Source organism: Pseudomonas sp. AL03, from assembly GCF_029960815.1.
In the GTDB taxonomy this organism is placed as follows: Bacteria; Pseudomonadota; Gammaproteobacteria; order Pseudomonadales; family Pseudomonadaceae; genus Aquipseudomonas.
Genome location: NZ_JASBRE010000047.1, coordinates 1 through 23,520 on the forward strand (window position 1 = coordinate 1; position 23,520 = coordinate 23,520).

A 23,520-nucleotide genomic window follows, 5' to 3' on the forward strand; every position below is an offset into this window, starting at 1 on the left:
TTTTAGCGAAAAACATCTCGCGAAAGCTTGACCGTGAACAGAGTATCTACAGGTTATCTATCCGGCGGAACCGACGCCCGTCGTGGTTCGTAAGCGCCCTTCCAACCTGCGCTTCAACCCCCGCGCTTCAATCAACAGCTTCGAACCCTTCGCCGCATTGGCCCGACCCCATTCCTCCAGCAACTCCAAACACGAGTGATCGATGTAGCTCAGGTTATTGAGCGGCACATGCACCGTCGCGCCCGGTGGAATAGTCCCCAGCACTTGAGTCAGCGCCGGGACTTTGAGGAAAGTAGCTGCACCCATCAATCGCAGTTCCATCTCGCCGTCCTTGGGCAGGTCGATCAGGCTGATTTTCAGCCGCGAAGCCTTCCAGGCCAGTTTGGCCAGGGTCAGACCGAAGCCGATCAGCACGCCGGTCAGCAGGTCGGTGAAGATGATTGCCAGAGCGGTCGCCGCGTAAGTAAACATCGGCATCCGGCCATAACGGCCGAGGCCGCGAAAGGCCTTGAGGTCGACCAGTTTGAAACCGGTGTAAACCAGCACACCCGCCAGGCTCGCCACCGGAATGCTTTGCAGCACGCTGGACAGCAGCAACACGAAAGCCAGTAGCCACAGGCCATGGAAGATCGTCGACAGTCGCGTGGTGGCGCCGGCCTGGACGTTGGCCGAACTGCGCACGATCACGCCGGTCATCGGCAGCGCGCCGAGTAAACCGCAGAGCATGTTGCCGACACCTTGAGCTGACAGTTCGCGATCGAAGTCCGAACGCTGGCCGCTGTGCATGCGGTCTACCGCAGCGGCCGAGAGCAGGGTTTCGGCGCTGGCGATAAACGCCACGGCAAACGCCGCAATCAGCAAGGTCGGGTCAGCCAGATTGAGCAAGTCGGCGGGTTTCAGCCAGTCGATGGCTTCCGCCAGGTTGGCCGGGACCTCCACTCGTTTAACCTGCAAGGCGAGTACCAGGCTGGTGACAGTCGCCAGACCTACGCCGAGGAGTGCACCGGGAATGAAACGCAGGGAGTGAGGGCGGAATTTTTCCCACAGCCACATCACTGCAATCGTCGAGAGCCCGAGCAACCCGGCTTGCCAGCCAAAGGAGGGCAAGGCCTGGACGACCGCCGCCGGGAAGGCTGCCAGATTATCCAGCCCCGAGGGCTTGGGCACGGCGTCGAGCATCACATGCACCTGTGACAACACGATCAACACGCCAATCCCGGCGAGCATTCCGTACACCACCGCAGGCGCCGTGACCCGAAACCAGCAGCCCAGTTTCAAGCGTCCGGCCACCAACTGCAGAAAACCGGCCAGCAGCAGGATTGGCCCGAGCATGGCGATACCATGCTGGCGCACCAGTTCGAACACCAGAACAGCCAAACCGGCCGCAGGGCCGCTGACTTGCAGTGGCGAACCGGCAATCCAGCCCACCACCAAGCCACCGATGATCCCTGTGATCAAACCTTTGGACGGCGGCAGTCCCGAGGCGATGGCGATGCCCATGCACAAGGGCAGGGCGACGAGAAACACAACCACGGACGCCAGCAGCTCCCGTGGCAGTACAGCTTTAAGTTGAGCAGCACGCATGGTGACTCTCCCGAAGTTTTCTTCAGGCGTGGCGAAGCCAGGCTGCTTGATCAGCAGCCTCGGCTAACCCACACAGGGATTTTTAGAAGCGCGCTTTGGGCGTCGCCACCGGAATCGGATGGCTGCCATCGAGCGGCAGGAAACACCCCTTGTCCGCGTCGTAAGCTTTGATTTCGCTGGTTTCGATGTTGTAGATCCAACCATGGATAAACAGCTGACCATTGGCCATGCGCGAGGCGACCGACGGGTGCGTGCGCAAATGCTGCAGCTGGGCGATCACATTTTCCTCGGTGAGGACGTGCATGCTTTCGTTTTCGTCAGCGCAATGGCAGTTTTCCTGGACCATGGTTTTTGCCACTTCGGCATGACGCAACCAGGCTTTGACCGTCGGCATCTTTTCCAGGCTTTGCGGGTTGAGCACTGCGCGCATCGCGCCACAGTCGGAGTGCCCGCAGATGATGATGTGCTGCACGCCGAGGGCCAATACTGCGTATTCGATTGCCGTGGAAACACCACCGTTCATTTGCCCATAAGGCGGCACAACGTTGCCGACGTTACGGGTCACGAACAGGTCGCCGGGGGCGCTTTGGGTGATCAGTTCAGGAACGATGCGCGAATCGGCGCAGGCGATGAACATCGCTCTGGGGCTCTGGGCCGTGGCGAGTTTTTTGAAGAGTTCTTCCTGCTGTGGAAAAACCTCGTGATGAAAATGCAAAAAGCCGTCAACGATATGCTTCAGCGCTGCATCGGCGGTTTCCGCCTCGGGTTGGGCTGAAGCCGACGCAGCCAACGGCTGTTTATCCTTGTCACTCATGATTCATCCTCTTTGGCGGGGGGTGAGGGGATTTTCCCGTGGTCACCCGTTTTAGGCCAGCAGTTGATTACAGAATACTCAGTTTTTCACTGCGTGACCGCTGGGTCACTCGAGATGCAAGGTAACGTCCGAAACTTAACTGAAACTGAATCGGAGGCTCTAGGACAATGGTTTCACTGGTGAGTTGAGCTTTTTGGATGCAGCGCCACGTGGCTACATTTATCTGCGTATTCCTGGCGTTTTATTTAATAAAACTTTAGATGTTAATTAGCGTGGTGCGGCAGAACATGTTGTTGCTTGAAAGGAATTATTATTTATTTGAAACAACTAACTAGTTGTATGAACGTTAAAGTTTGTTAGTGTTGAGGTGAGCCAGGTTGAGCTCTTTAATTAATTTCAAGGAAAGAAGATATGACGATTGAAACTTCATTTGTTACGACCATGAACGCACTGCGCACCTACCATAAAAACCAGTGTGACCACACTCCGGGTGCCCGTCGCCAAGCGTTGGTTAAACCATCCTATGCAACTTTGTCGACTATCCAGACTGCGCTGACGCCTGAAGAGGCTGCCGCTGTCGAGGGTGTTAAAGTTACCTCGCAAGAGGTTGCAACGGTTAGCACCACTGGTATTCAGGAGCAGATTGCGTCTGATACCGAGCAATACAAGGAGAGTGGCGGCGGCGAAGTAGCGTCCGATGAGTTCAGGAAGCGTATGGAGCAGAAGCGCAAAGCGCAGAAGGATTCTTCGAATAAAATGATTGATGATATGTACGATAAAGCAATCGAGGTCGGTGAGAAGTATCCAGCGACTCAGGATGTTATTCTGTCTCTATCGGATAAGATCATGGAGTTTTTCACCAAGCTGTACAACGAAGTTTATTTTTGGATCAGCAACATCGTTGAGAAATTTGTAGAGTGGGTAAAAAATGCTATTGAAAATATCAAAACCGTTTTCAATCGTCTTGCCAACTGGATTGGTGGCTGGTTCAAGTAACACGGGTTGAACGTTGGCGCTGTGGCTCGAAAGCCAACCAACGTGAGTAACAAACATCCCCTTTAAACCGTCTGATGAAGATCACTTCAGCAGACGGTTTTTTCGGCTAAGTCAATGCGCATTTTACAGTAACGACATCTGTGCTCCGGGTGGACAAAAAGCAGCGCAGTCCAGACTAAAACCTTCGCGGTGATTGAGCCCCAGGCGTTTGATGGTTTTGCCGAAGCGTTGCGCCAACAGATCGGCAAACGGCCCTTCACCGCGCATCCGCGCGCCAAACCGACTGTCGTAGAGTTCCCCGCCACGGCTTTGTCGGATCAAGCTCAGTACATGCGCGGCACGTTGAGGATAATGGGCGCCCAGCCATTCTTCGAACAAAGGCGCCACTTCGAGTGGCAGACGCAACATCATGTAGGCCGCACTTTGTGCGCCAGCGGCGTGGGCCTCGGCGAGCAGGCCCTCCAGTTCGCTGTCGTTGATCATCGGAATCATCGGCGAACACAGCACACCCACCGGGATTCCGGCTTCACGCATCACGCGGATCGCTCGCAACCGGGCTTTCGGCGCCGCCGCACGCGGTTCGAGAATGCGTTTGAGTTCATCGTCCAAAGTAGTGAGGCTGATCATCACCGCCACCAGCCTCTGCTCGGCGAGCTCGGCCAGCAGGTCCAGATCCCGAAGAATCAGCGAGCCCTTGGTAATGATGGTCACGGGATGGCGAAAGCGCAGCAGCACTTCAAGCGTCTTGCGGGTGATTTTGTGTTCGCGTTCGATCGGCTGATAAGGGTCCGTGTTGGAGCCCAGATTGATCGGCGCGCATTGATAGCCGCGCTTGGACAGTTGTTCTTCCAGCACATCGGCGGCGTTGGTCTTGGCGATCAGTTTGGTTTCGAAATCCAACCCTGGCGACATGTCCCAATAAGCGTGGCTGGGCCGCGCGTAGCAATAGATGCAACCGTGCTCGCAGCCGCGATAAGGATTGATCGAGCGATCGAAGGGCAAGTCCGGGGAGTTGTTACGAGTAATGATGGTTTTCGCCGTTTCGATGCGCACCTCGGTGCCTTGGGTGATCGGCGCTTCCTGATACCAGCCGTCATCCTCGGCCACCGAGCGATTCGGCGCGAAGCGGTTGTGCGGGTTGGTGGCGGTGCCGCGACCGCGAGGTGGCAGAGGCGTGTTCATCGATGGGCTTCCGTTAGCTGTATGTTCATACAGTATCTGAGTGACTGATGATAGGCCAGTGCCGTTCGGCAGCTTGATGTTTGCTTTTTAGTTAACTCATTTAAGAACGAAGTTGTTATCTGGATCTTCGTTTAGTCATCATGAGAAACATATAGCGAGTAGCGTTTTTATATAAACTGTCAGTACTATTCATGCCGCACGAAGTTGTCGTTATTATCAATAAATAAATGGATTTAATTAATGTCGTTTTTCAATCTGCGCGGTATTTTTTTGCAACTATTGGCTCCGAGCATTACCAACCCACGGGAAGCGCAGGTTTCGATGCAGCTTGCTCGTAAAGAGTCGACTTGGGACGCGGTTAATCAGATGGAAACCGATGCACTGGTCGACTCGGTCTATGTAACGGCAGTCTCCAGCGATGGAGGCCGCTCCTTCAGCATCGGCACGATTAGCAGTGATGTAGATGGTGATCGTGATATCGACGGTGATGACAAGGCCAAATTACTGGCCCTGGCCACGGCTTACTCCAGCATCGTAAACCCGTAAGCGTTGCTAATTAAACCTGCGTGAAACTTCAGGCAGGTTTAATTTCAGTTGTTCTCTTATTGGTGCTTGGTTAGTTGTACACGGTCGTCGCTTGAAGTTATTCTCATGTCACTTTTACGTAACTTGGCAACCTCTCCAGATTCTACGGAGACGCATTCAGTTAAAAAACTTCGGCTTAGCGACGAAAGCGATCGGCTGATTCACGATTCTTTGACAGACGGCTCACAGGCCTTTGACCGCTCAGGGTTGAAGCTGGGTGTCATCTTCCCGCCTCTTCCTGAACGGTCGCCTCGAGCATGTCTCTACCGCGTTGTATCCCAGCGATCTGCTTATCGCTGGCCGCACTTTTGAACCTCACTCGGGCCGTCGCCGACGACAGTGCCTTGTCCCGACCTGCGGAGTGGGCTCAATCGGTCGAGGTGCAATACAACCTCTTCCGAATGTCCCCGACGCTCTATCGCAGTGCAGTGCATTGCCCGACCGAGGCGTGGTGCCGTTACTGGAAAAACTCAAGGTCGGGACGGTGATCACTTTCCTGCCCGAGTCGGATTCAAGCTGGTTGTCGACGCCAGGTATCGCACAGGTACATCTGCCCTACCGCACCAACCATGTGGATGATGCGGAGGTACTCAAGGTTCTTCGTGCGATCCAGACTGCCGAAGCCATGGGACCGGTGCTGATGCACTGCAAGCATGGTTCGGACCGCACTGGCCTGATGGCGGCCATGTACCGGGTCGTGGTGCAAGGCTGGAGCAAGGAAGACGCCATGAACGAAATGACCCAGGGTGGCTTTGGTGACAGCACCCATTTCAAGGACGGCGTCCGTTACATGATGCAGGCCGATGTCGACAAGCTTCGCACCGCGCTGGCCGACGGCGATTGCAGCACAAGTCCGTTCGCCAGCTGTTCGATGAAGAGTTGGTTCAAATCGGCCCATGTCGAGTAAACCGCTGCGTCAGCGGGCAACGGCCTCTGACGAAAGCTCGAAAAGATCTTCGGCGATCGGTGGTTCAAGAAACGCTTCCAGGGCGGTGAGCAAGGAGCGCGAATCGCCCGGAGAAAAAAACGCCTCGCGAAAGGCTCGCCCTGTTTTCGCATTGAAGACCCAGTCTTGGCGAAAGCGCTTGAAAGCTTCGTTAGCCAATACGCCTGACCACGTGTAGGCGTAAACGGAGGCTGCGTAACCGGTCACCATGTAGTCAAAGCTGTTTGCGAACCGGCAGTAGGACGGCCATTGCAAGTGGGGAACCTCCCGCTGTACGTCTTCAAAAATTTGCTGAACGCTGCGTCCATCGCCCTGGCAGCGGTGCAATTCGAAGTCGAACAAGGCGCCCGTCAGCCACTGCGCGGTTTGCCAGCTGTTCTGGGTTTGAATGGCGGTCAGCGCCACCTCGACTCGCTCCTCGGTCAAGCGCTCACCGGTCTGATGATGGGCGGCCAGCCACAGCAGAAACTCCTGTGACAGGCACCAACGTTCGAACAACTGCCCGGTGAACTCTGCTGTATCGCGTCCCAGTTCAGAAATGCCGGAAAGGGTGTAGTGAGGCGAACGCGTCAGAATATGCTGCAAGCAATGACCAAACTCATGGAACAGTACACGCAGGTCCAAGTGCGCGAGGAGGCAAGGATGATCGGCGTTTCCAGGTGTGAAGTTGCCGTGAAGAACGGCGATGGGCAGCGTCAATTGACCTTCGGCGCTTACTCGCCGATTGCGGCGCGCGGCGGTCCAGGCGTAGTCCGCTGCCTCCTCTCGGTGGAAAGGATCAAGGTAAACATGTCCGATCACCTGCCCATGCTCGCTGATTTCAAACAGACGCACGCTGTCATGCCAGCGGCTGAATGTTTTCTGCTCGACGATCTGTATGCCGAAGATGCGCTCGCTGAACAGGCACAGTCGGTGCAACGTTCCGTCCAGTGGAAAAAAGGCCCGCAGGTTTTTCAGGGCGCCACCGAGGCGGTGCTGACGTAATTGCTCGATAAGAAACTCGCGGTCCCACGGTTGAATCTCAGCAATGCCCCGTTCGAGGGCAAACGCCTTGAGTTCCTGTGCGTCCTTCTCGACATCCGGCGTTGCCAGCGTTACTTGTCGCCGCAGGAATCCGCTGACTTGCGCGGTTGATTCCGCCATTTTCGTCACCAGGCTGAGTTGTGCGAAATTTTCATACCCGAGCAATCCGGCTTTTTTGTGACGCTGGGACAACAGCAACTCCAGTACGGGGCCATTATCGAATTGCCCGGCGTGCGGGCCTTGATCGGACGCTCGCGTGGTGTACGCAACAAAGTATTCTTCGCGCAGCGCTCGATTTTCGGCATAGCTCATCACCCGATTGTAGGTGTCCTGCTCCAGGCGAATCAGCCAGCCCTCATGTCCTGCCTGCTGCGCGTTGAGCGCCAGACGTTCCTTTGTTGCCTGGGATAAACCGTTGAGTTGCGTAACGTCATCAATGCGTTTGGTCCAGGCCGCAGTGGCGTCTTCCAAATGGCTTAGAAACAGGCTTTCGAGCAGGCTGATGTGCAGATTCAGGCGAGCAAGCTTCTGCTGTTGCTCGGAGGGCAAGTGGATTCCCGACAAGTGGAACCTGCGCAGAATCTTGGTCAGCACCGCTTTGCGGGACTCATCGAAACTTCGGGCAATCGGGCTTTGCGCCAGACATTGGTACGCTCGGAACAGCGTTTGATTGCTCATCTTTTCAGTCTTGTACCGCGCCACGGCATCGACACACATGGCGCTCGCCAAGTCCCAGGCGTTGCCGTTGTGTTCCACCATGCCCAGGGTTTCGATGACGCCCATGGCCTCAGCCAGACGCGCGTCGGTTTCATCGACCGCAATCACTAGGTCATCCCAGGTCGGGAATGCGGATTGGGAGGCGATGATTTCAACTATGGCCTGACGGTTGTCAGCAATGATGGTGTCGATGGCCGGCACAAGATGCTCGGCGCGAAGCGCCGAATAAGGTGGCAGATCCCAGGCCTGCAAAAGCGGATTGGTGTTGGGCATGGCGTCTTCCTTGAGTAGAGGCTGGTTTCGGTCAGCCTATAAAGGAAGCGCAGGGCAAAGGTGGTAGATAGATACCACCTTCCAATCTGTTCAGGAGTGGAAGGTGGTGTTGACTCAGTGTTGCTCGTCAGGCTTTTTCTTCAGCTTCGGGTTCGGAAAAAACTGCACGGCCTGAACCTTGGCGTCCGGCACCTTCAGCGCCGAGGTGTTGACCCGCGTACCCAATTCCTTGGGCACTGAAAGGCCTTGTTCATTCAGCGTGTCCGAATAACCGCAGGCCACGCACTCGCGGTGCGGGACTTCGTCTTCGTTCCACATCATCAATTTGTCCGGCTCGCTGCAGGCCGGGCAGACCGCCCCGGCGATAAAGCGTCTTTTGGTAATCACAGGCCCCTCACTCATGCTGCTGCAACCTCACTCAGGCCGCTATGGCGCAAGAGTGCGTCAATCGACGGCGGGCGTCCCCGGAAGTCGATGAACAGCACCATCGGCTCCTGGGAACCACCGCGCGCCAGGATCGCTTCACGGAATGCGCGACCCGTGTCGGCGTTGAGGACGCCGTCTTCTTCGAACTTCGAGAAAGCATCGGCCGACAGCACTTCAGCCCATTTGTAGCTGTAGTAACCCGCCGCGTAACCGCCGGCGAAGATGTGGGCGAAGCTGTTAGGGAAACGGTTGTAGGCCGGTGGACGCATGACCGAGACCTCGTCACGCACACCTTCGAGTACTTGCAGCACGCTGCGACCGTCGCCGTGAGTTGCATGCAATTCGAAGTCGAACAACGAGAATTCCAATTGGCGAACCATCATCAGGCCGGACTGGAAGTTCTTCGCCGCGAGCATCTTCTCCAGCAAGTCCTGAGGCAGTGGTTCGCCGGTTTCGTAGTGACCGGAGATCAGCGCCAGACCTTCCGGCTCCCAGCACCAGTTTTCCATGAACTGGCTTGGCAACTCGACCGCGTCCCAGGCCACGCCGTTGATGCCGGACACGCCGGCGTGTTCGACGCGGGTCAGCAGGTGATGCAGGCCATGGCCAAATTCGTGGAACAGGGTGGTGACTTCGTCGTGGGTCAGCAGGGCTGGCTTGCCGCTGTCGGCCGGGGTGAAGTTGCACACCAGGTTCGCCACCGGGCTCTGCAGTACGCCTTCAGCCGTGCGGCGATGGTCGCGGGCGCCGTCCATCCAGGCACCGCCGCGCTTGTTGGCGCGGGCGTAGAGGTCGAAGAAGAAGCGACCGACATGCCGGCCGTTTTCCTTGATTTCGAACAGGCGAACATCCGGGTGCCAAGTGTCGAAGCCTTTCTGCTCGGCGATTTCGATGCCGTACAGACGCTGGACGATAGCGAACAGACCGCCCAGCACTTTGTCGATCGGGAAGTAAGCGCGAAGGGCTTCCTGGGCGACGCTGTAGCGCTGCTCGCGAAGTTTTTCGCCGTAGAAACCGCTGTCCCAACTTTGCAGGTCCGGGCAGCCTTGTTCGGCGGCGTAGGCTTTGAGCTGTTCCAGGTCCTGGGCGGCGAACGGCTTGCTGCGCTTGGCCAGATCGCGCAGGAAACTGAGTACCTGATCGCTCGATTCGGCCATTTTGGTCGCCAGGCTCAGCTCCGAGAAGCTGGTGAAACCGAGCAGCCTGGCCAGTTCCTGACGCAGGTCGAGGATTTCTTCCATGACCGGGCTGTTATCGTTCTGACCGGCATTCGGGCCTTGGTCCGACGCACGGGTGCAGTAGGCGGCGTAGACTTCTTCGCGCAGGTCACGGGCGTGGGCGTAGGTCATCACCGCGTAGTAGCTCGGGAATTCCAGGGTGATCAGGAAGCCTTCCAGACCTTTGGCCTGGGCCGCGGCGGCCATTTGCGCCTTGGCCGAATCGGTCAGGCCGGCGAGGGCAGCTTCGTCGGTAACGTGCTTGGTCCAGGCTTGAGTCGCGTCGAGCAATTGGTTGGAGAAGCGGCTGCCCAGCTCCGAGAGTTTGCTCTGCACTTCGGCGTAACGCTTTTGCTCTGGCGCAGGTAGGTCGATACCCGACAGACGGAAGTCGCGCAGTGAGTGTTCGAGGATAGTTTTCTGCGCCACGTCGAAACCGGCAGCTTCGGGACTGTTGGCCAGTGCTTCGAACGCTTCAAACAGTTCGCGGTTCTGCCCCAGTTCTGTGGAGTAGGCGCTCAAGGCTGGCAGGCAGGATTCGTAGGCTTCGCGCAGTTCGGCGTTGTTGCACACGGCATTCAGGTGGCTGACCGGGCTCCAGGCCGCGCCCAGTCGATCATTCAGCTCGTCCATCGCCAGCACCAGGCCGGCCCAGGTCGGTTGTTTGCCCTGGGTTTTGAGGATCTCGATAATGGCGGCGCGGTTGTCAGCCAGGATCTGTTCGATGGCCGGTTGCACGTGTTCGGCACGGATCGCCGAGAACGGCGGCAGGTCGTAGGACTGCAAAAGAGGGTTGTTCACGCTCACGGTTGGCACCTTGGCTGGAAGAAACATTGCGCCATCTTAATTACAATCGACGCTCACCGCAGCTATCAGCAAAAGAGAGAGAGCCTATCGTGACCCTTCGCAAGTATCAGAACCATACGCCGCTGCTCGGCAAAGGCGCCTTTGTCGACGGTTCGGCGGTGGTGATCGGCGACGTCGAAATCGGCGAAGACAGCTCGGTCTGGCCGCTGACGGTGATTCGTGGCGACATGCATCGCATCCGTGTTGGCGCGCGCACCAGCGTGCAGGACGGTTGTGTGCTGCACATCACCCATGCCGGGCCGTTCAATCCCGATGGCTTTCCCTTGCTGATTGGCGACGATGTGACCATTGCTCATAAGGTCATGCTCCACGGCTGCACCGTGGGCAATCGGATTCTGATCGGCATGGGCAGCATCGTCATGGACGGTGCGGTGGTCGACGACGATGTCATCATTGGCGCTGGCAGCCTGGTGCCGCCGGGCAAACGCCTGGAAAGCGGCTTCCTTTATGTGGGCAGCCCGGTGAAGCAGATCCGGCCGCTGACTGACAAGGAAAAAGCCTTTTTCACCTACAGCGCGGCGAATTACGTGAAGCTCAAGAATTTGCATCTGGCCGAAGGCTACGACCCGCTCTGAGCCTGCGCCCTTATTCAGGATTCAACATGCATTACCCAACCGTATTGTTTGACCTCGATGGCACCCTGACCGACCCGCGCGAGGGCATCACCCGTTCGATCCAGTTCGCCTTGAGCAAACTGGGCATCGATGAACCTGACCTGACCAAGCTCGAACACTTCATCGGCCCGCCGTTGTTGCAGGCGTTCATGCAGTTCTACGACTTCGACGAACCCAAGGCCTGGGAGGCGGTGAACTTCTATCGCGAACGCTTCAAAGTCACCGGCCTGTACGAGAATCGTGTATTTGATGGCGTCACGCCGCTGCTGGAAACACTCAGCGGGCAAGGGCGACAGCTGTATATCGCCACGTCCAAGCCATGGATTTTTGCCCGGGAAATTGCCCGGCACTTTGACTTCTCCAAGCATTTCAAGATGATTTACGGCAGCGAACTGGACGGTACCCGGACCAACAAAGTCGAATTGATTGCTCACCTGATGGCTGAAGAAGGCCTGGACCCGACCAACACCCTGATGATCGGCGACCGTAAGCACGATTTGATCGGTGCGCGCAGCAACGGGCTGGATGCGGCGGCGGTGGGTTACGGTTTTGGCAGTCGGGAAGAGTTGAACGCTGAAGCACCGGCCTATCACTTCGAGACGTTGGAAGAGATGCATCAGGCGTTTTTGCAGCGCTGATCAAATCCGACTTGCCCGCGAAGGCGTCCGCCCAGACACATCCTGAGCAAAAGTCATCACTCCAATCCCATCTAATCGACCTAGCCTCAAAGACTGAGGCCACGATCAAGGAGGATCATCAATGTCGGAGTTAAAACATGCTCATCGATTACGTACTGGGCGATATTCGGAGACAGGGCAGATTTACCTATTGACTGCCGTGGTATTGAATCGGCAACCGTTATTCCGCGACTTCAAGAGTGGACGATTGGTAGTAGACGCCCTTAGAACCGCTGAGCGAGAAGGGTTTGCAACGTCGTTAGCCTGGGTCGTTATGCCCGATCATTTTCATTGGCTGATCGAGTTGCAGAACACTCAACTGCCCAAGTTGATGGCGCGGACCAAATCACGCATTGCGGTGACGCTCAATTGCTCGATTGGACGTCAAGGTCCGGTTTGGCAGCACGGTTATCACGACCGCGCCCTGCGCAAAGAGGAAGATCTAGAGGCAGTTGCTCGATACATCGTCGCCAATCCGTTGCGAGCAGGTTTGGTTGAGCGGGTAGGGGATTACCCATTGTGGGATCGATTTGGTTGTGACATTGGAAACGCCTTCGCGGGCAAGCCTCGCTCCTACGGGTGATCCGACGATGTAATGAACCTTCGTAGGAGCGAGGCTTGCCCGCGAAGAGGCCCGTCCTGTCACCGCAAGTCTACGATCCAGCCAATGACTTCAGCGCCGCCTTGCGCTCACCAACCGGCAACGCGCCGAGCTTCTCGACTGCCGCATAAAACTTCACCCAATCCCCACCCCCCTGACTGAACAACGCCGCAAACGCTGGCACCCATTGGTCGTACAGCCCAAATGGCAACAGCCGGGCATTGTTCATCGGCGCATTGATCCACGCGTCATAGCGTTTGTCCCCGGCCCACTGGCTATCGCGTAACTGCCGGTATTCACCCCGCAATCGCTCGAACTCGGCGGCTTTGCGCTGGCGCATCGGGTCGGCGGCCAAGGGCAGGGTGTACAGCCGTTCAAGTCGCGTGCGGGTATCCAGAACCAATTGAATGAACTGGTCCCGTTGCTGCACCTGCGCGCCGCTGTCTGGCGCCAGGTCGCGGAATGCACGCCATTGGCGGGTGCCTTCCTGTTCGACGAAGGTGGCAAAAGACTCATTGAATTCGGTGTCGTCTTTCACATAAAAGCGTTGATGCGCCAGTTCATGGAAGATCAGCGTGGCCAATCGTTCGTCGCCCCAGCCCATCATCGAACTGATGATCGGATCGTTGAACCAGCCGAGCGTCGAATAAGCCTCGACGCCACCGATCGACACGTCCATACCTTGCAGTCGTTGCAATGCTGCCTCACCGCGAGCCGCGCTCTGACTGTAATAGCCGCGATAGGCGACGCAACCGGCGATCGGGAAGCAATGGTTGTGCGGCGTCAGAGAAAACTCCGGCGTGGCGAAGACATTCCAGACGACGAACGGCCGGCCAATGTCGGCGTACAAACGGTAACTCTGGTTATCCGGCAGATGCAGCTGTTGGCTGGCGAACGTGCGGGCTTTTTGCGATTGAGTCAGGTGCGCACGCAATAGCTGATCGCGACCGGGATCGGCAATCACTCTGGAAACCGGCTCCCGTGCCCGCAGCAATTGCAGCTGACCACTGGCCAATTGGCCGTAATAGCTGACGCTGGCGCAACCGTTGAGCAACAAAAACAACACACCCGGAAACAAAATGCGTAAAACGCGATCAAGTAACCCAAGGCTTGGAAGCGGCCTGATCAAAATGAATCATCCCTGGAGAGTCTGCCCGCAAGACTATCCCGCCTGACTGGAGCTCCGCTATGCGCACGTTGATGCTGACAGGAAGCCTGCTGATGCTGGCAGGTTGTGCTGGATTCGGATTACCCTCCCATGATCCGACTCAAGCGTGGATCGACCTGGATTCGAAGCAGGAAGACACCGCGCTGCAAGCGCTGGAAGTCGATGACAAGGCTTCCACCGACAAGCGCTATTTCGAGGTTCAGCCGGGTAGCCATGAGCTGACGGTTCGTTATCAATTCCCGGTCGCGCCAACCAACATCGGACCCGACGCCGAGCCGCTATGGCGTGACTGCCAGTTGAACGTGAAATTCAAGGACTTCAACGCTGGCGAGCGGTATCAACTGCAGGCGGGGAATATCGGTTTTCGGCCGTGGGCAAAGCTCTATGATCAGCAGCGAAAAGTGATCGGCCAGGGTGTACCGGCAGGCTGCCAACGCACTTGATCGGCGCTATGCTGAATGACCAATCCTCGGGACATTCATCATGCGCAGGTTAATGCTATTGCTTGCTGCAAGCATTGTTGCTGGCTGTCAGAGCCCGTTACCAGCGGTGAATCCGCAGATGGCCTGGATCGAGTTCTCGACGCCATTCCCCAATGATAAGTTGCTGATGGCGGAGCGACTGGACAATCAGCGAATGCGCGACGGGCGTTTTTTCCAGGTCACGCCTGGCAGCCATGAGCTGATCGTCAGATTCGACTTTGAAGTGCCCGGTGGTGGGGGCATGGGCATGATGAGCGCTCCCACGGAACGCTTGTGCTACCTGACCATCAACTACGATCATTTCGAAGCCGGCCAGCGTTATGTGCTGGAAGGCCGTTCGATAGCGTTCACTCCCGGCGCCCGGTTGTACAACGCCAAGCGTGAAGTGGTCGCTGAAGACCGAGAGTCCTATTGCCTCATGTGAGGTGAATCAGCGGTCATTCTTCTGGTAGATGATTTTCTTGGTGCCGCTTTCGCACGAACCAACGACCATGTTCTGATCGTGCACTTCATCATTGGTGACGATCTCCAGGGTGTAGGACGAGACGTTATTGGCCTGGATCTTGGCTTCGATCTCGGACTTGAGTTCTTCACAGGATTTCGGTGCCGCCAGGGCCGATGTGGCCAGCGCGCAACAGATAATCGCCAAGGCAAAACGTTTCATGGTTGAAGCTCCTTTGAGGCAGCGCGCACGGTAATGCGCTTTAGCTGCTGTCATTTATTCGACCACAATCTCGCCAGCCAGGTTTTGTTTCAGGGCAAAAAAAGAACGCAGCCCGCCGAGGCTGCGATCTTTTATCGGGGCGCGCGACAACCCGCTATCAGCTGACCAGCGTTGCATCCAGACTGATTTTCGCATTCAGCACTTTGGAAACCGGGCAGCCCTCTTTGGCTTTATTGCTCAGCTCCTCGAACTGCGCCTGAGTCGCCCCAGGGATTTTCGCCTTGAGGACCAATTTCACCGCCGTGATCGCAAAGCCGCCGTCCACCTGGTCCAGAGTGACTTCGGCATTGGTGTCGATGCTGTCAGCCTTGAGGCCGGCATCGCCGAGAATCATCGAAAACGCCATGGAGAAGCAGCCCGCGTGCGCCGCGCCGATCAGCTCTTCCGGATTGGTGCCCTTGCCGCCTTCGAAACGTGCCTTGAAGCCGTAGGGTGCTTCTCTGAGTACACCGGTTTCCGTGGAAATCGAGCCGATGCCGGTTTTCAGGTCACCTTCCCAATGAGCCGATGCTTTCTTCGTAATAGCCATGTCTGCCTCCTCAAGATCCGGCGCGAAGCGTCACGCCTTCGTGGTTTTCGGTTGCTAGGGTTCTGAGGATAGACGGTGGTGCAAAGTTCACTTGATCTGATCGATCCTCTTATTTCGTAGGAATTTTGGCCCTGCTATTGAAACTCGGGTATATGCCCTCATTGCATGAAGCACGCTTATAGATTCGGCAGGTTTTCGTTTGTAACGAAAAAACCTGCGCCCTCAATTGGAGAAGCAGGCTTATGAAACAACTGTCCGATATCAAGTTCTCGACCCTTGATCTGGTGCCTGTGCGGGAAAACGGCAGCGCGGCCCAGTCGCTGCGCAATTCCCTGGACCTGGCGCAGCACGTCGAGAAGCTCGGCTACAACCGTTTCTGGGTTGCCGAACACCACAACATGGACGGCATTGCCAGTTCGGCGACCTCGGTATTGCTTGGCTACCTGGCCGGCGGCACTTCGACTATTCGTGTCGGTTCCGGTGGCGTGATGTTGCCCAACCACGCGCCACTGGTGATCGCCGAGCAGTTCGGTACGCTCGAAAGTCTGTACCCGGGCCGGATCGACCTGGGCCTGGGTCGTGCCCCCGGTTCCGATCAGATGACCGCCCGCGCCTTGCGTCGTGAACGCTCCGGCAGCGCCGACGAATTCCCGGAAGACGTGGCGGAACTGATGCGCTACCTCGGTCCGCGCACCCCGGACCAGCGGATCATCGCAATGCCGGGCACCGGCACCCATGTCCCGATCTGGCTGCTGGGCTCCAGCCTGTTCAGTGCACAACTGGCTGGCGAGCGCGGTTTGCCTTACGCCTTTGCCTCACATTTCGCACCGCGCTTAATGCATGAGGCCATTCGCGTCTACCGCAATCACTTCAAGCCTTCAGCAGTATTGGATAAACCCTACGTGATGCTCGGTGTACCGTTGGTGGCTGCTGACACCGACGAGCAGGCAGATTATCTGGCGACCTCGGTCTACCAGCGCATCCTGGCGTTGATGCGTGGCCAGAGCCTGGTGCAACGTCCGCCGGTAAAAACCATGGACGGCCTGTGGCTGCCTCATGAGAAAGAGGCGGTCGGCGATTTCCTTGGCCTGGCGATGGTTGGCAGCCCGCAGAAAATCCGCGCCAAACTGGAAGTGCTGATCGAACAGACCCAGGCGGATGAGCTGATTTTCACCTGCGACCTGTACGAACATGCCGATCGTGTGCACTCCTATGAGCTGCTGGCGCAGGTCATGAAGGGCTGACACTCAAATAGCGAGCACAAAAAAGCCGACGTCATTGCGTCGGCTTTCCCATTTTCGAGGGCGGTCAGCCCTGCTTGTAGACGATTTGCTTGGTGCCTTTTTCACAGGTGCCGACGACTTTCCCGTCAGCAGCAGTGCCTTTATCAACGATTTCCAGTGAATAATTGGAAATACCTTTGGCATCCAGCTTCGCGGCGATATCGGCTTTCAGCTCTTCGCATGGCTTGCCCTGAGCCAGGGCTGTTCCTGTAAGACTCAACAAACCTACCGCCAAAATAAAATACTTCATCGATCGCATTCCCTGGTCGGATCAATAGGGGCACCCAGCGATCAGCCGGATGTACATATGTAGCGCTTTGCCATTCCCTATGGCGCTCGGCCAGCGCGCAATTTCCGAAGATTAGCTCAAACTCAGCTAGTGGCAATCCGGAACCCGACTTTGAGCGTCACCTGGAAGTGTGCAGCCTTGCCGTCCTTGATGTGCCCGCGGGTTTCGGTCACTTCAAACCATTCCAGGTGCTTGATGCTTTTATTGGCTTCGGCCAGCGCGTTGTTGATGGCGTCTTCAATGCTGCTGGTGGACGAGCCAACCAATTCGACTTTCTTGTAGGTGTGATGGTCAGTCATGGCGTTCTCCTCTGGGTGTGAAATACAGCCTAGCAGTGATTTTTCGTATTACTTCTGTCGGCGAATCCGAAGTTGAAGTTCAGATTTACTGCACTTTCTCAAACCCCTGAAGTCCCAACCAACACACGCAACTCAATCAATGCAGGAGAGCCACCATGGCCAACACCTCTTTACGTAAAGCCTCATTGCAAAGCATGGAAGCCGAGATCGAGAGTCTGCTGAAATCTTTGGAAAGCCTGAAGGACGACGCCTCGGACGAGTCGCGTAAAACCCTTAAAGCGTTGAAAAGTAACGCCGAAAACGCGCTAAAGCATTCGCGCCACCTGCTCAGCGATGCGTATGAAGAAGTCAAAGTTAAAACCCGTGAAACCGGGATTGCCACGCGGGACTACGCCCAGGAACACCCTTGGACTACAGCGGGTGTCGCCGTCGGTGCATTGGGTCTGCTCGCGGCTTACCTATTGTGCAAACGCGGTGATTAATCCGTCTGGCGCAGTTCGTTTTTGAGCCACTGCGCCAGTTGCCGAGCACGCCCGTCCGCGGCGCGCTGGGGTAGCCACAACGCCAGTTGCGCCGGGGTTTCACTGAAGCCCCAAGGCGCAACCAGGCGACCGGCCTTCAAGTCCTCGGCCACCAGCGGTTCAGGGGCAATCGCCACACCCAGCCCGGCCACTGCGGCCTCCAGCAAATAATACAAATGCTCGAAACCCTGACCGTACTTCAACGCCTTGGCGTCGAGGCCTATTTGCTGTGCCCAACTAGGCCAGGCCTGTGGGCGTGAGGTGGTGTGCAGTAATGGCTCGTTCAGCAGCGCTGTGGGCGGTGCGTCTTGCAGGCGTTCGTAGCCCGCGAATCTCGGGCTCATGACCGGGCCGATGCGTTCGCTCGCCAACTCATACACCTGCATGTCCGCTGGCCAAGGTGGCTCGGCAAACACCAGCAAGGCATCCAGTCCCGGACGCCGTGGATCGAGATCACCCTCACCAGCCGACAGGTGCAGGCGCAGGTCCGGAAGGTCGGTATTCAAGCGTCCCAGCCTGGGAATAAACCAGCGTGCCAGCAAGCTGCCCGAACAACCCAGTACGAACGGCGCATCGGCGGTACTTTGGGTCAGCTCTGCACACACAGTCCGCAAGCGCTCGAACGCCTCACCGCTGGCATCGCGCAAACGAACGCCGGCATCTGTGAGTTTCAGGCCACGTCCATCCTTGATGAACAGACTCACGCCGAGGTGTTCTTCCAATACCTTGAGCTGTCGGCTGACCGCGCCATGGGTGACGTGCAGCTGTTCGGCGGCCTTGCTGACGCTGTTCAGGCGGGCAGTCGCTTCGAAGGCCCGAAGGGCGTTCAGCGGAGGAAGATCATGGCTCATTGGATTTGTGAGTTTTCCTGACAGGTTGCGGCGATCTTATCGGTTTTCAGCCTGCGGCGTCAGGGGTAGAGTTAAGCCCACTCTCTCTTCAAAAGCATCATCCCACGCATTCAACCGGAGCGACCCATGACCCAGACTAATCTGCGCAACGGCCCCGACGCCAACGGCCTGTTTGGCGCGTTCGGCGGCCGTTACGTCGCCGAAACCCTGATGCCGTTGATCCTCGACCTGGCCCGGGAATACGAATTGGCCAAGGAAGATCCTGCATTCAAAGAGGAATTGGCCTACTTCCAGCGCGACTATGTGGGTCGGCCAAGCCCGTTGTACTTTGCCGAACGTCTGACAGAGTTCTGCGGCGGCGCGAAGATTTACCTCAAGCGCGAAGAGCTGAATCACACCGGTGCGCACAAGATCAACAACTGCATCGGCCAGATCCTGCTGGCGCGGCGCATGGGCAAGAAACGCATCATCGCCGAGACCGGCGCTGGTATGCACGGCGTGGCGACTGCCACTGTAGCTGCACGTTTTGGCCTTGATTGCGTGATCTACATGGGCACCACTGACATCGAACGTCAGCAAGCCAACGTATTCCGCATGAAGCTGCTGGGCGCCGAAGTGATCCCGGTCGTGGCCGGTACCGGTACCCTGAAAGATGCGATGAACGAAGCCCTGCGTGACTGGGTGACCAACGTCGACAGCACCTTCTACCTGATCGGCACTGTGGCCGGTCCGCACCCTTATCCAGCCATGGTTCGCGACTTCCAGGCCGTTATTGGTAAAGAAACCCGTACCCAACTGCAAGCCCAGGAAGGTCGTCTGCCGGACAGCCTGGTGGCGTGCATCGGTGGTGGTTCCAACGCCATGGGCCTGTTCCACCCGTTCCTCGACGACAAAAGCGTCGAGATCATTGGCGTTGAAGCCGCCGGGTACGGCATCGAAACCGGCAAGCACGCAGCCAGCCTGAACGGTGGCGTACCGGGCGTGCTGCACGGTAACCGGACCTTCTTGCTGCAGGACGACGATGGCCAGATCATCGATGCTCACTCGATCTCTGCCGGCCTCGACTATCCAGGCATCGGCCCGGAACACGCCTGGTTGCATGACATCGGCCGCGTTCAGTACACCTCGGTAACCGACGACGAAGCCCTCGACGCGTTCCACAAATGCTGCCGCCTGGAAGGGATTATTCCTGCGCTGGAAAGCGCCCATGCCCTGGCCGAAGTGTTCAAACGCGCACCGACCCTGCCAAAAGATCACCTGATGGTGGTCAACCTGTCCGGTCGCGGGGACAAAGACATGCAGACCGTGATGCACCACATGGAACACTCTCAGCAAGAGCAATCCAAGCAGGAGAAACACTGATGAGCCGCCTGCAAACTCGATTTTCCGAACTCAAGGAACAGAATCGTGCCGCCCTGGTGACCTTCGTTACCGCTGGCGACCCGAGCTATGACACTTCTCTGGCGATCCTCAAAGGCTTGCCCGGCGCGGGTGCCGACGTGATCGAGTTGGGCATGCCCTTCACCGATCCAATGGCCGACGGCCCGGCAATCCAGTTGGCCAACATCCGTGCTCTCGGTGCCAAGCAGAACCTGGCGAAAACCCTGCAAATGGTTCGCGAGTTCCGTGAAGGCAATACCGAGACGCCGCTGGTGCTGATGGGTTACTTCAACCCGATTCACATGTACGGCGTGCCGCGTTTCATTGCGGATGCCAAAGAGGCGGGTGTTGACGGCCTGATCGTGGTCGACCTGCCGCCCGAGCATAACGGCGAACTGTGCGATCCGGCTCAGGCAGCAGGCCTGGATTTCATCCGCCTGACCACCCCGACGACCGATGATGTGCGCCTGCCGACCGTTTTGAATGGCAGTTCCGGCTTCGTCTACTACGTGTCCGTGGCAGGTGTGACCGGTGCCGGCGCAGCCACGCTGGAACACGTTGAAGAAGCGGTTGCCCGTCTGCGTCGCCACACCGATCTGCCGATCAGCATCGGTTTCGGCATTCGCACACCGGAGCAAGCGGCATCCATCGCTCGCCTAGCGGACGGTGTGGTGGTGGGTTCGGCGTTGATCGATCACATCGCCAATGCGTCGACTCCGGATCAGGCTATCGATGGCGTGTTGAGTCTTTGCGCGGCGCTGGCCGATGGCGTGCGTAAGGCCCGCGTCAGCTGAAGGTAAATTTCCTGATACAGAGGAATTAGAGCCTCGCGGCACAGACTAAAACAGCAAGACCGAGGGCTTCAGGACTACGTTCTGAAGCCCTTTTTGCTGTTGAATAGCCTGTAGGCGCTGAAGGCTTCGCGGATCAGCCGCGAAGCCTGTTGTTTACGGCAACTCCAACCCGCCCGACGCCTTGTGCAACTTCCTCAGATGCTCGCCGACCTGTTTCAGGTTGGCTTCATTGGCGGCCATCTCGGCCGCACGGCTCGGTTCGAGCAGCGCTCTCACCTCTTTGTCCAGATCACCTGTCAGCGCCTGAAGCTGCTTCTGCCGCAGGCTGCTTTCCGACTCGAGACGCTGCCATTCACTCGGCTGCGGCAATCCATAACCCCCGGTGCCAAGCAGCTCCGCCGGACGGCTGAGGAATCCGCTGTTGGCAAGTATTTGCTGCAAGGTCGCGTTGGCTTTGTCCATGCCGCCGTTTTTCAATTCCCGAGCGCCCAGATAGCGCTGCTTAACTTCGTCCTGGGCCAACACCAATTGTTGGCGGAAGGCGGCCTGCTCCAGTAGCAGTAATGCCGCGCTGGTGCGCAAATCGGCTTGGTCGATCCATTGCCGACGCTCCTCAGCTTTTAAGGCGAGCCAGTCTTCGACCTTTTCCTGCTTGATCGGCAAGTGCTTCTTCAGCACTTCGAACATCGCTTGATAACGATCGCGGAAGGAGTCGAAACGATAGCCCAGACGCAGCGCTTCGCGGGGATCATTCAGCACGCTGGTGTCCGCCAGCCCGCGGCCCTTGAGCACTTCCAGCAAACCGTTGGGCATGATGCTGTCCAACCCGACCAGTTTTGTGTTGTTGGTGCTGCTACGCAGTAACTTCAGGCCCTCTACCGCGCAGTTATTGGACAGGAAGAAGTAGTTGCCGTCGTAACTCCAGTGCATTTCGGCGGCGTGTTCCACCACGTCTTCGATCTCGCTGCGCGACAGGTTCAGCGGCACCGAAGCCAGGCTACGCAGTTCTGTCTTGGTGTATTCGTCGATCACTTGGGCCAGCGGCAGGACAAACAGGCGCGACGGGTATTTGCCCACCAGTCCGTCCCAACTCGATAGCTGTACATCACCGACGAAGGCGCGGTAGGACAACACCAGATGCTGATCCAGATCGAGCCGGCAATCCGGCCCACGTGGCCGGCCGGGTGCACAGATCACCAACCGCAACATGCTGTGGCCCCAGCGGCTGACCCAGTTCTGGTTGGCTTCAGCCAGCAGATAGTCGACGGCGTAAACCCGCTCCGGATCGACCTTGCCCAGTGGCGTTTTGCCGAAATCGTTGCCGGCATTGAGGAAGGAGAAGGTTTTGCCACACGCGTCTTTAGCGGCGGGCGCCCAGCCGAAATGGTCTTTGTAGTAGCGGTACAGCGCAGGGCGACGGCAGGCGTAGCTCGGGTCCAGGAGGAAATACTCCATGTTGACCGCGACAAATTCCTTGGGGCTGCTCGTTTCGTAAATGTCCGGGCTACGGGCAATTTGCCGGTTATGTTGTTCGCGCTCGCCGCGGCGGCCAACGTACTGCGGCCAGCCGGCGAGGTCGAGCAGGCGCGGGTCATCACTGAGGGTAAAACGCCGTGCTGATTGGCCGCGGCATTGATCCGGGATACCCACCAGTCCCGAGCTGCTGTTGCGCCGGGTGCAACGCTGAATCAGCGTGCGCTCCGCGTCCGGCCACAGGCGCGAGCGGTCATAGATGTGGGTGAGTTCGTGCAACACAGTGGCCAGCATTTCGCGGCGCACGGTGCCATGGGGACGATAGGTCTTCTTGGTCGCGGCGCTGCCGTCAGTGAGGCTGGCAAGCAAGTTGCGGTTCAGATCGAGCTCGGACACCAGCGACGCCTGGCCGAAAGCGTTGCTCGGCATGTCATCGGTCCAGCCGACGTCGATGCGTCGGTCGAGCTGCTCGATGAACCGTGGCGGCAGGGCCTGCATAGCTTCATCGAGCAACGCCTGACTGGCCTGCTGTTGAGCGGGGCTCAGGCCGTCGGTCTTGAGCCTTAATTGCAAGTCAGCCTGGGCCGTATTGCCGAGCAGCAACATGACCCCGGCCAACAGCCAGGCGCCTGGCGACCTCACAGTGCGAGGATGGCTTCGGCGAGAACCTGGTCACTGGCGTCTCGCGCTTCCGGCACGCGGGTGCGCAGCGTGTTGAAGGCCGCCTCCAGGTGCGCGCCACGAATGTCGCCATCGCTGGCGACGAAACTGGCTGCATCGTCGTGGGCTTCACGAACGATCTTCGAGTCACGGATGGACGTCGTGGTATCGGAAGTGAAATCAAGCGTGCGTTGGGTGGCGTTGATGATGATGTTACTGGTGGCGACCAGGGTGTGTGCCTGGGCCACACCGGTCGATAACAGCAGGCCAAGGGCGGCAGCAATCAGAGGGTTACGCATGGAGCGACTCCGTAAGAACAAGGATAACTATTGGACGAGAATTGCCTGCGCCAGTTCAAGGTCGCTGGCATGAAGTTTTGACTGGGTCCGGCGCAGATAAATCAGGGCGGACTCCAGTTGTGCTCCTCGCAGTTGGCCGTTGCTGGCGATAAACGCCGCAGCGTCATCGTGTGCCGCGAGGAGCAGCTTACGGTCCAGAGTGTGTAAAAACAGGCTCAAGCATCGTCGGCGCGTAGCGCCGACGAG

At 57.6% G+C, this 23,520-nt stretch carries 26 protein-coding genes and 1 pseudogene; 12 read left to right on the forward strand and 15 right to left on the reverse strand.

Features of this window, described 5'->3' with window-relative positions:
• Positions 1–57: 57 nt before the first annotated feature.
• Positions 58–1,584 (reverse strand): SulP family inorganic anion transporter, encoded by a 1,527-nt coding sequence (locus tag QK293_RS26395; protein WP_282383013.1) that lies wholly within the window; start codon positions 1,582–1,584, stop codon positions 58–60.
• A gap of 82 nt (positions 1,585–1,666) precedes the next feature.
• Positions 1,667–2,398, reverse strand: coding sequence for a carbonic anhydrase (locus tag QK293_RS26400; RefSeq protein WP_282383015.1), 732 nt, complete (start codon positions 2,396–2,398; stop codon positions 1,667–1,669).
• Between the two features lie 411 nt (positions 2,399–2,809).
• On the opposite strand from QK293_RS26400, the gene QK293_RS26405 reads away from it, so the two are divergent.
• Positions 2,810–3,394 carry a hypothetical protein gene (locus QK293_RS26405; protein WP_282383018.1) on the forward strand — a complete coding sequence of 195 codons (585 nt, stop codon included), beginning with the start codon at positions 2,810–2,812 and terminating at the stop codon, positions 3,392–3,394.
• A gap of 123 nt (positions 3,395–3,517) precedes the next feature.
• On the opposite strand, the gene QK293_RS26410 is transcribed toward QK293_RS26405, so the two are convergent.
• A complete protein-coding gene (locus QK293_RS26410) occupies positions 3,518–4,576 on the reverse strand; it encodes a PA0069 family radical SAM protein (RefSeq protein ID WP_282383020.1) in 1,059 nt (352 codons plus the stop codon).
• Between the two features lie 240 nt (positions 4,577–4,816).
• Here QK293_RS26410 and QK293_RS26415 point away from each other — a divergent pair, with 240 nt between their 5' ends.
• Positions 4,817–5,122 carry a hypothetical protein gene (locus QK293_RS26415; protein ID WP_282383023.1) on the forward strand — a complete coding sequence of 102 codons (306 nt, stop codon included), beginning with the start codon at positions 4,817–4,819 and terminating at the stop codon, positions 5,120–5,122.
• 296 nt (positions 5,123–5,418) lie between these two features.
• Positions 5,419–6,068 (forward strand): annotated as a pseudogene (locus QK293_RS26420) (tyrosine-protein phosphatase).
• Between the two features lie 9 nt (positions 6,069–6,077).
• Here QK293_RS26420 and QK293_RS26425 read toward each other — a convergent pair.
• The 3 genes from QK293_RS26425 to prlC all read right to left on the reverse strand — a co-directional run bounded on the left by QK293_RS26425 (position 6,078) and on the right by prlC (position 10,597).
• Positions 6,078–8,120 carry a M3 family metallopeptidase gene (locus QK293_RS26425; protein WP_282383025.1) on the reverse strand — a complete coding sequence of 681 codons (2,043 nt, stop codon included), beginning with the start codon at positions 8,118–8,120 and terminating at the stop codon, positions 6,078–6,080.
• A gap of 114 nt (positions 8,121–8,234) precedes the next feature.
• Positions 8,235–8,522 (reverse strand): YheV family putative zinc ribbon protein, encoded by a 288-nt coding sequence (locus QK293_RS26430; protein ID WP_059403677.1) that lies wholly within the window; start codon positions 8,520–8,522, stop codon positions 8,235–8,237.
• Positions 8,519–10,597: an oligopeptidase A gene (prlC, locus tag QK293_RS26435; protein WP_282383032.1), complete on the reverse strand. Its 2,079-nt coding sequence runs from the start codon at positions 10,595–10,597 to the stop codon at positions 8,519–8,521. Before prlC ends, QK293_RS26430 begins: the two co-directional genes overlap by 4 nt.
• A 62-nt stretch (positions 10,598–10,659) precedes the next feature.
• On the opposite strand from prlC, the gene QK293_RS26440 reads away from it, so the two are divergent.
• From QK293_RS26440 to QK293_RS26450, 3 genes are all read left to right on the forward strand, one after another.
• The gene (locus QK293_RS26440; RefSeq protein ID WP_282383035.1) at positions 10,660–11,205 is read left to right on the forward strand and encodes a gamma carbonic anhydrase family protein; all 546 of its coding nucleotides are present in this window, start codon (positions 10,660–10,662) and stop codon (positions 11,203–11,205) included.
• A 26-nt stretch (positions 11,206–11,231) separates the two neighbouring features.
• Positions 11,232–11,882 (forward strand): HAD family hydrolase, encoded by a 651-nt coding sequence (locus tag QK293_RS26445; RefSeq protein WP_282383038.1) that lies wholly within the window; start codon positions 11,232–11,234, stop codon positions 11,880–11,882.
• A 121-nt stretch (positions 11,883–12,003) separates the two neighbouring features.
• Positions 12,004–12,504: a transposase gene (locus QK293_RS26450; protein WP_282383041.1), complete on the forward strand. Its 501-nt coding sequence runs from the start codon at positions 12,004–12,006 to the stop codon at positions 12,502–12,504.
• A gap of 70 nt (positions 12,505–12,574) precedes the next feature.
• Here the strand turns inward: QK293_RS26450 and QK293_RS26455 are convergent, their stop codons facing one another.
• On the reverse strand, positions 12,575–13,651 hold the full coding sequence (locus tag QK293_RS26455; RefSeq protein WP_282383044.1) for an aminopeptidase: 1,077 nt from the start codon (positions 13,649–13,651) through the stop codon (positions 12,575–12,577).
• Between the two features lie 59 nt (positions 13,652–13,710).
• On the opposite strand from QK293_RS26455, the gene QK293_RS26460 reads away from it, so the two are divergent.
• Complete coding sequence (locus tag QK293_RS26460) at positions 13,711–14,133, forward strand: hypothetical protein (RefSeq protein ID WP_282383046.1); 423 nt, start codon at positions 13,711–13,713, stop codon at positions 14,131–14,133.
• A 40-nt stretch (positions 14,134–14,173) separates the two neighbouring features.
• On the forward strand, positions 14,174–14,596 hold the full coding sequence (locus QK293_RS26465; protein ID WP_282383049.1) for a hypothetical protein: 423 nt from the start codon (positions 14,174–14,176) through the stop codon (positions 14,594–14,596).
• Positions 14,597–14,602: 6 nt separating this feature from the next.
• Here the strand turns inward: QK293_RS26465 and QK293_RS26470 are convergent, their stop codons facing one another.
• Entirely contained in the window at positions 14,603–14,836 is a 234-nt protein-coding gene (locus QK293_RS26470) for a DUF1161 domain-containing protein (protein ID WP_282383052.1), read from the reverse strand.
• A gap of 157 nt (positions 14,837–14,993) precedes the next feature.
• A complete protein-coding gene (locus tag QK293_RS26475) occupies positions 14,994–15,425 on the reverse strand; it encodes an OsmC family protein (protein WP_282383054.1) in 432 nt (143 codons plus the stop codon).
• Positions 15,426–15,667: 242 nt separating this feature from the next.
• Here QK293_RS26475 and QK293_RS26480 point away from each other — a divergent pair, with 242 nt between their 5' ends.
• On the forward strand, positions 15,668–16,669 hold the full coding sequence (locus QK293_RS26480) for an LLM class flavin-dependent oxidoreductase (RefSeq protein ID WP_282383055.1): 1,002 nt from the start codon (positions 15,668–15,670) through the stop codon (positions 16,667–16,669).
• Positions 16,670–16,733: 64 nt separating this feature from the next.
• Here the strand turns inward: QK293_RS26480 and QK293_RS26485 are convergent, their stop codons facing one another.
• Both QK293_RS26485 and QK293_RS26490 read right to left on the reverse strand, forming a co-directional pair.
• Entirely contained in the window at positions 16,734–16,958 is a 225-nt protein-coding gene (locus QK293_RS26485) for a DUF1161 domain-containing protein (protein WP_282383057.1), read from the reverse strand.
• 122 nt (positions 16,959–17,080) lie between these two features.
• On the reverse strand, positions 17,081–17,296 hold the full coding sequence (locus QK293_RS26490) for a dodecin (protein WP_282383060.1): 216 nt from the start codon (positions 17,294–17,296) through the stop codon (positions 17,081–17,083).
• A 155-nt stretch (positions 17,297–17,451) separates the two neighbouring features.
• Here QK293_RS26490 and QK293_RS26495 point away from each other — a divergent pair, with 155 nt between their 5' ends.
• The gene (locus tag QK293_RS26495; protein WP_090177306.1) at positions 17,452–17,778 is read left to right on the forward strand and encodes a DUF883 family protein; all 327 of its coding nucleotides are present in this window, start codon (positions 17,452–17,454) and stop codon (positions 17,776–17,778) included.
• Here the strand turns inward: QK293_RS26495 and QK293_RS26500 are convergent.
• On the reverse strand, positions 17,775–18,668 hold the full coding sequence (locus tag QK293_RS26500; RefSeq protein ID WP_282383069.1) for a LysR family transcriptional regulator: 894 nt from the start codon (positions 18,666–18,668) through the stop codon (positions 17,775–17,777). The genes QK293_RS26495 and QK293_RS26500 overlap by 4 nt on opposite strands.
• A 126-nt stretch (positions 18,669–18,794) precedes the next feature.
• Here QK293_RS26500 and trpB point away from each other — a divergent pair, with 126 nt between their 5' ends.
• Together trpB and trpA are read left to right on the forward strand one after the other, a co-directional pair.
• Entirely contained in the window at positions 18,795–20,030 is a 1,236-nt protein-coding gene (gene trpB, locus QK293_RS26505) for a tryptophan synthase subunit beta (RefSeq protein WP_282383072.1), read from the forward strand.
• The gene (gene trpA, locus QK293_RS26510; RefSeq protein WP_282383075.1) at positions 20,030–20,842 is read left to right on the forward strand and encodes a tryptophan synthase subunit alpha; all 813 of its coding nucleotides are present in this window, start codon (positions 20,030–20,032) and stop codon (positions 20,840–20,842) included. The genes trpB and trpA overlap by 1 nt, the downstream gene beginning before the upstream one ends.
• A gap of 153 nt (positions 20,843–20,995) precedes the next feature.
• Here trpA and QK293_RS26515 read toward each other — a convergent pair whose 3' ends face one another.
• From QK293_RS26515 to QK293_RS26525, 3 genes are all read right to left on the reverse strand, one after another.
• Complete coding sequence (locus tag QK293_RS26515; protein WP_282383077.1) at positions 20,996–22,957, reverse strand: DUF4105 domain-containing protein; 1,962 nt, start codon at positions 22,955–22,957, stop codon at positions 20,996–20,998.
• Complete coding sequence (locus QK293_RS26520; protein WP_282383081.1) at positions 22,954–23,274, reverse strand: DUF2388 domain-containing protein; 321 nt, start codon at positions 23,272–23,274, stop codon at positions 22,954–22,956. Before QK293_RS26520 ends, QK293_RS26515 begins: the two co-directional genes overlap by 4 nt.
• A 27-nt stretch (positions 23,275–23,301) precedes the next feature.
• Positions 23,302–23,520: DUF2388 domain-containing protein (locus QK293_RS26525; RefSeq protein ID WP_282383084.1), on the reverse strand; the 219-nt coding region annotated here is incomplete at its 5' end.

What these genes read in the sequence shown, in the direction of transcription:
- QK293_RS26480 (WP_282383055.1), top strand. Translation starts at nt 15,668, where the DNA reads ATGAAACAACTGTCCGATATCAAGTTCTCGACCCTTGATCTGGTGCCT.
- QK293_RS26465 (WP_282383049.1), top strand. Translation starts at nt 14,174, where the DNA reads ATGCGCAGGTTAATGCTATTGCTTGCTGCAAGCATTGTTGCTGGCTGT.
- QK293_RS26410 (WP_282383020.1), bottom strand. Translation starts at nt 4,576, where the DNA reads ATGAACACGCCTCTGCCACCTCGCGGTCGCGGCACCGCCACCAACCCG.
- QK293_RS26395 (WP_282383013.1), bottom strand. Translation starts at nt 1,584, where the DNA reads ATGCGTGCTGCTCAACTTAAAGCTGTACTGCCACGGGAGCTGCTGGCG.
- QK293_RS26520 (WP_282383081.1), bottom strand. Translation starts at nt 23,274, where the DNA reads ATGCGTAACCCTCTGATTGCTGCCGCCCTTGGCCTGCTGTTATCGACC.
- QK293_RS26495 (WP_090177306.1), top strand. Translation starts at nt 17,452, where the DNA reads ATGGCCAACACCTCTTTACGTAAAGCCTCATTGCAAAGCATGGAAGCC.
- trpA (WP_282383075.1), top strand. Translation starts at nt 20,030, where the DNA reads ATGAGCCGCCTGCAAACTCGATTTTCCGAACTCAAGGAACAGAATCGT.
- QK293_RS26415 (WP_282383023.1), top strand. Translation starts at nt 4,817, where the DNA reads ATGTCGTTTTTCAATCTGCGCGGTATTTTTTTGCAACTATTGGCTCCG.
- trpB (WP_282383072.1), top strand. Translation starts at nt 18,795, where the DNA reads ATGACCCAGACTAATCTGCGCAACGGCCCCGACGCCAACGGCCTGTTT.
- QK293_RS26450 (WP_282383041.1), top strand. Translation starts at nt 12,004, where the DNA reads ATGTCGGAGTTAAAACATGCTCATCGATTACGTACTGGGCGATATTCG.
- QK293_RS26490 (WP_282383060.1), bottom strand. Translation starts at nt 17,296, where the DNA reads ATGACTGACCATCACACCTACAAGAAAGTCGAATTGGTTGGCTCGTCC.
- QK293_RS26485 (WP_282383057.1), bottom strand. Translation starts at nt 16,958, where the DNA reads ATGAAGTATTTTATTTTGGCGGTAGGTTTGTTGAGTCTTACAGGAACA.
- QK293_RS26460 (WP_282383046.1), top strand. Translation starts at nt 13,711, where the DNA reads ATGCGCACGTTGATGCTGACAGGAAGCCTGCTGATGCTGGCAGGTTGT.
- QK293_RS26405 (WP_282383018.1), top strand. Translation starts at nt 2,810, where the DNA reads ATGACGATTGAAACTTCATTTGTTACGACCATGAACGCACTGCGCACC.
- QK293_RS26475 (WP_282383054.1), bottom strand. Translation starts at nt 15,425, where the DNA reads ATGGCTATTACGAAGAAAGCATCGGCTCATTGGGAAGGTGACCTGAAA.
- QK293_RS26400 (WP_282383015.1), bottom strand. Translation starts at nt 2,398, where the DNA reads ATGAGTGACAAGGATAAACAGCCGTTGGCTGCGTCGGCTTCAGCCCAA.
- QK293_RS26500 (WP_282383069.1), bottom strand. Translation starts at nt 18,668, where the DNA reads ATGAGCCATGATCTTCCTCCGCTGAACGCCCTTCGGGCCTTCGAAGCG.
- QK293_RS26470 (WP_282383052.1), bottom strand. Translation starts at nt 14,836, where the DNA reads ATGAAACGTTTTGCCTTGGCGATTATCTGTTGCGCGCTGGCCACATCG.
- QK293_RS26430 (WP_059403677.1), bottom strand. Translation starts at nt 8,522, where the DNA reads ATGAGTGAGGGGCCTGTGATTACCAAAAGACGCTTTATCGCCGGGGCG.
- QK293_RS26445 (WP_282383038.1), top strand. Translation starts at nt 11,232, where the DNA reads ATGCATTACCCAACCGTATTGTTTGACCTCGATGGCACCCTGACCGAC.
- QK293_RS26425 (WP_282383025.1), bottom strand. Translation starts at nt 8,120, where the DNA reads ATGCCCAACACCAATCCGCTTTTGCAGGCCTGGGATCTGCCACCTTAT.
- prlC (WP_282383032.1), bottom strand. Translation starts at nt 10,597, where the DNA reads ATGTTTCTTCCAGCCAAGGTGCCAACCGTGAGCGTGAACAACCCTCTT.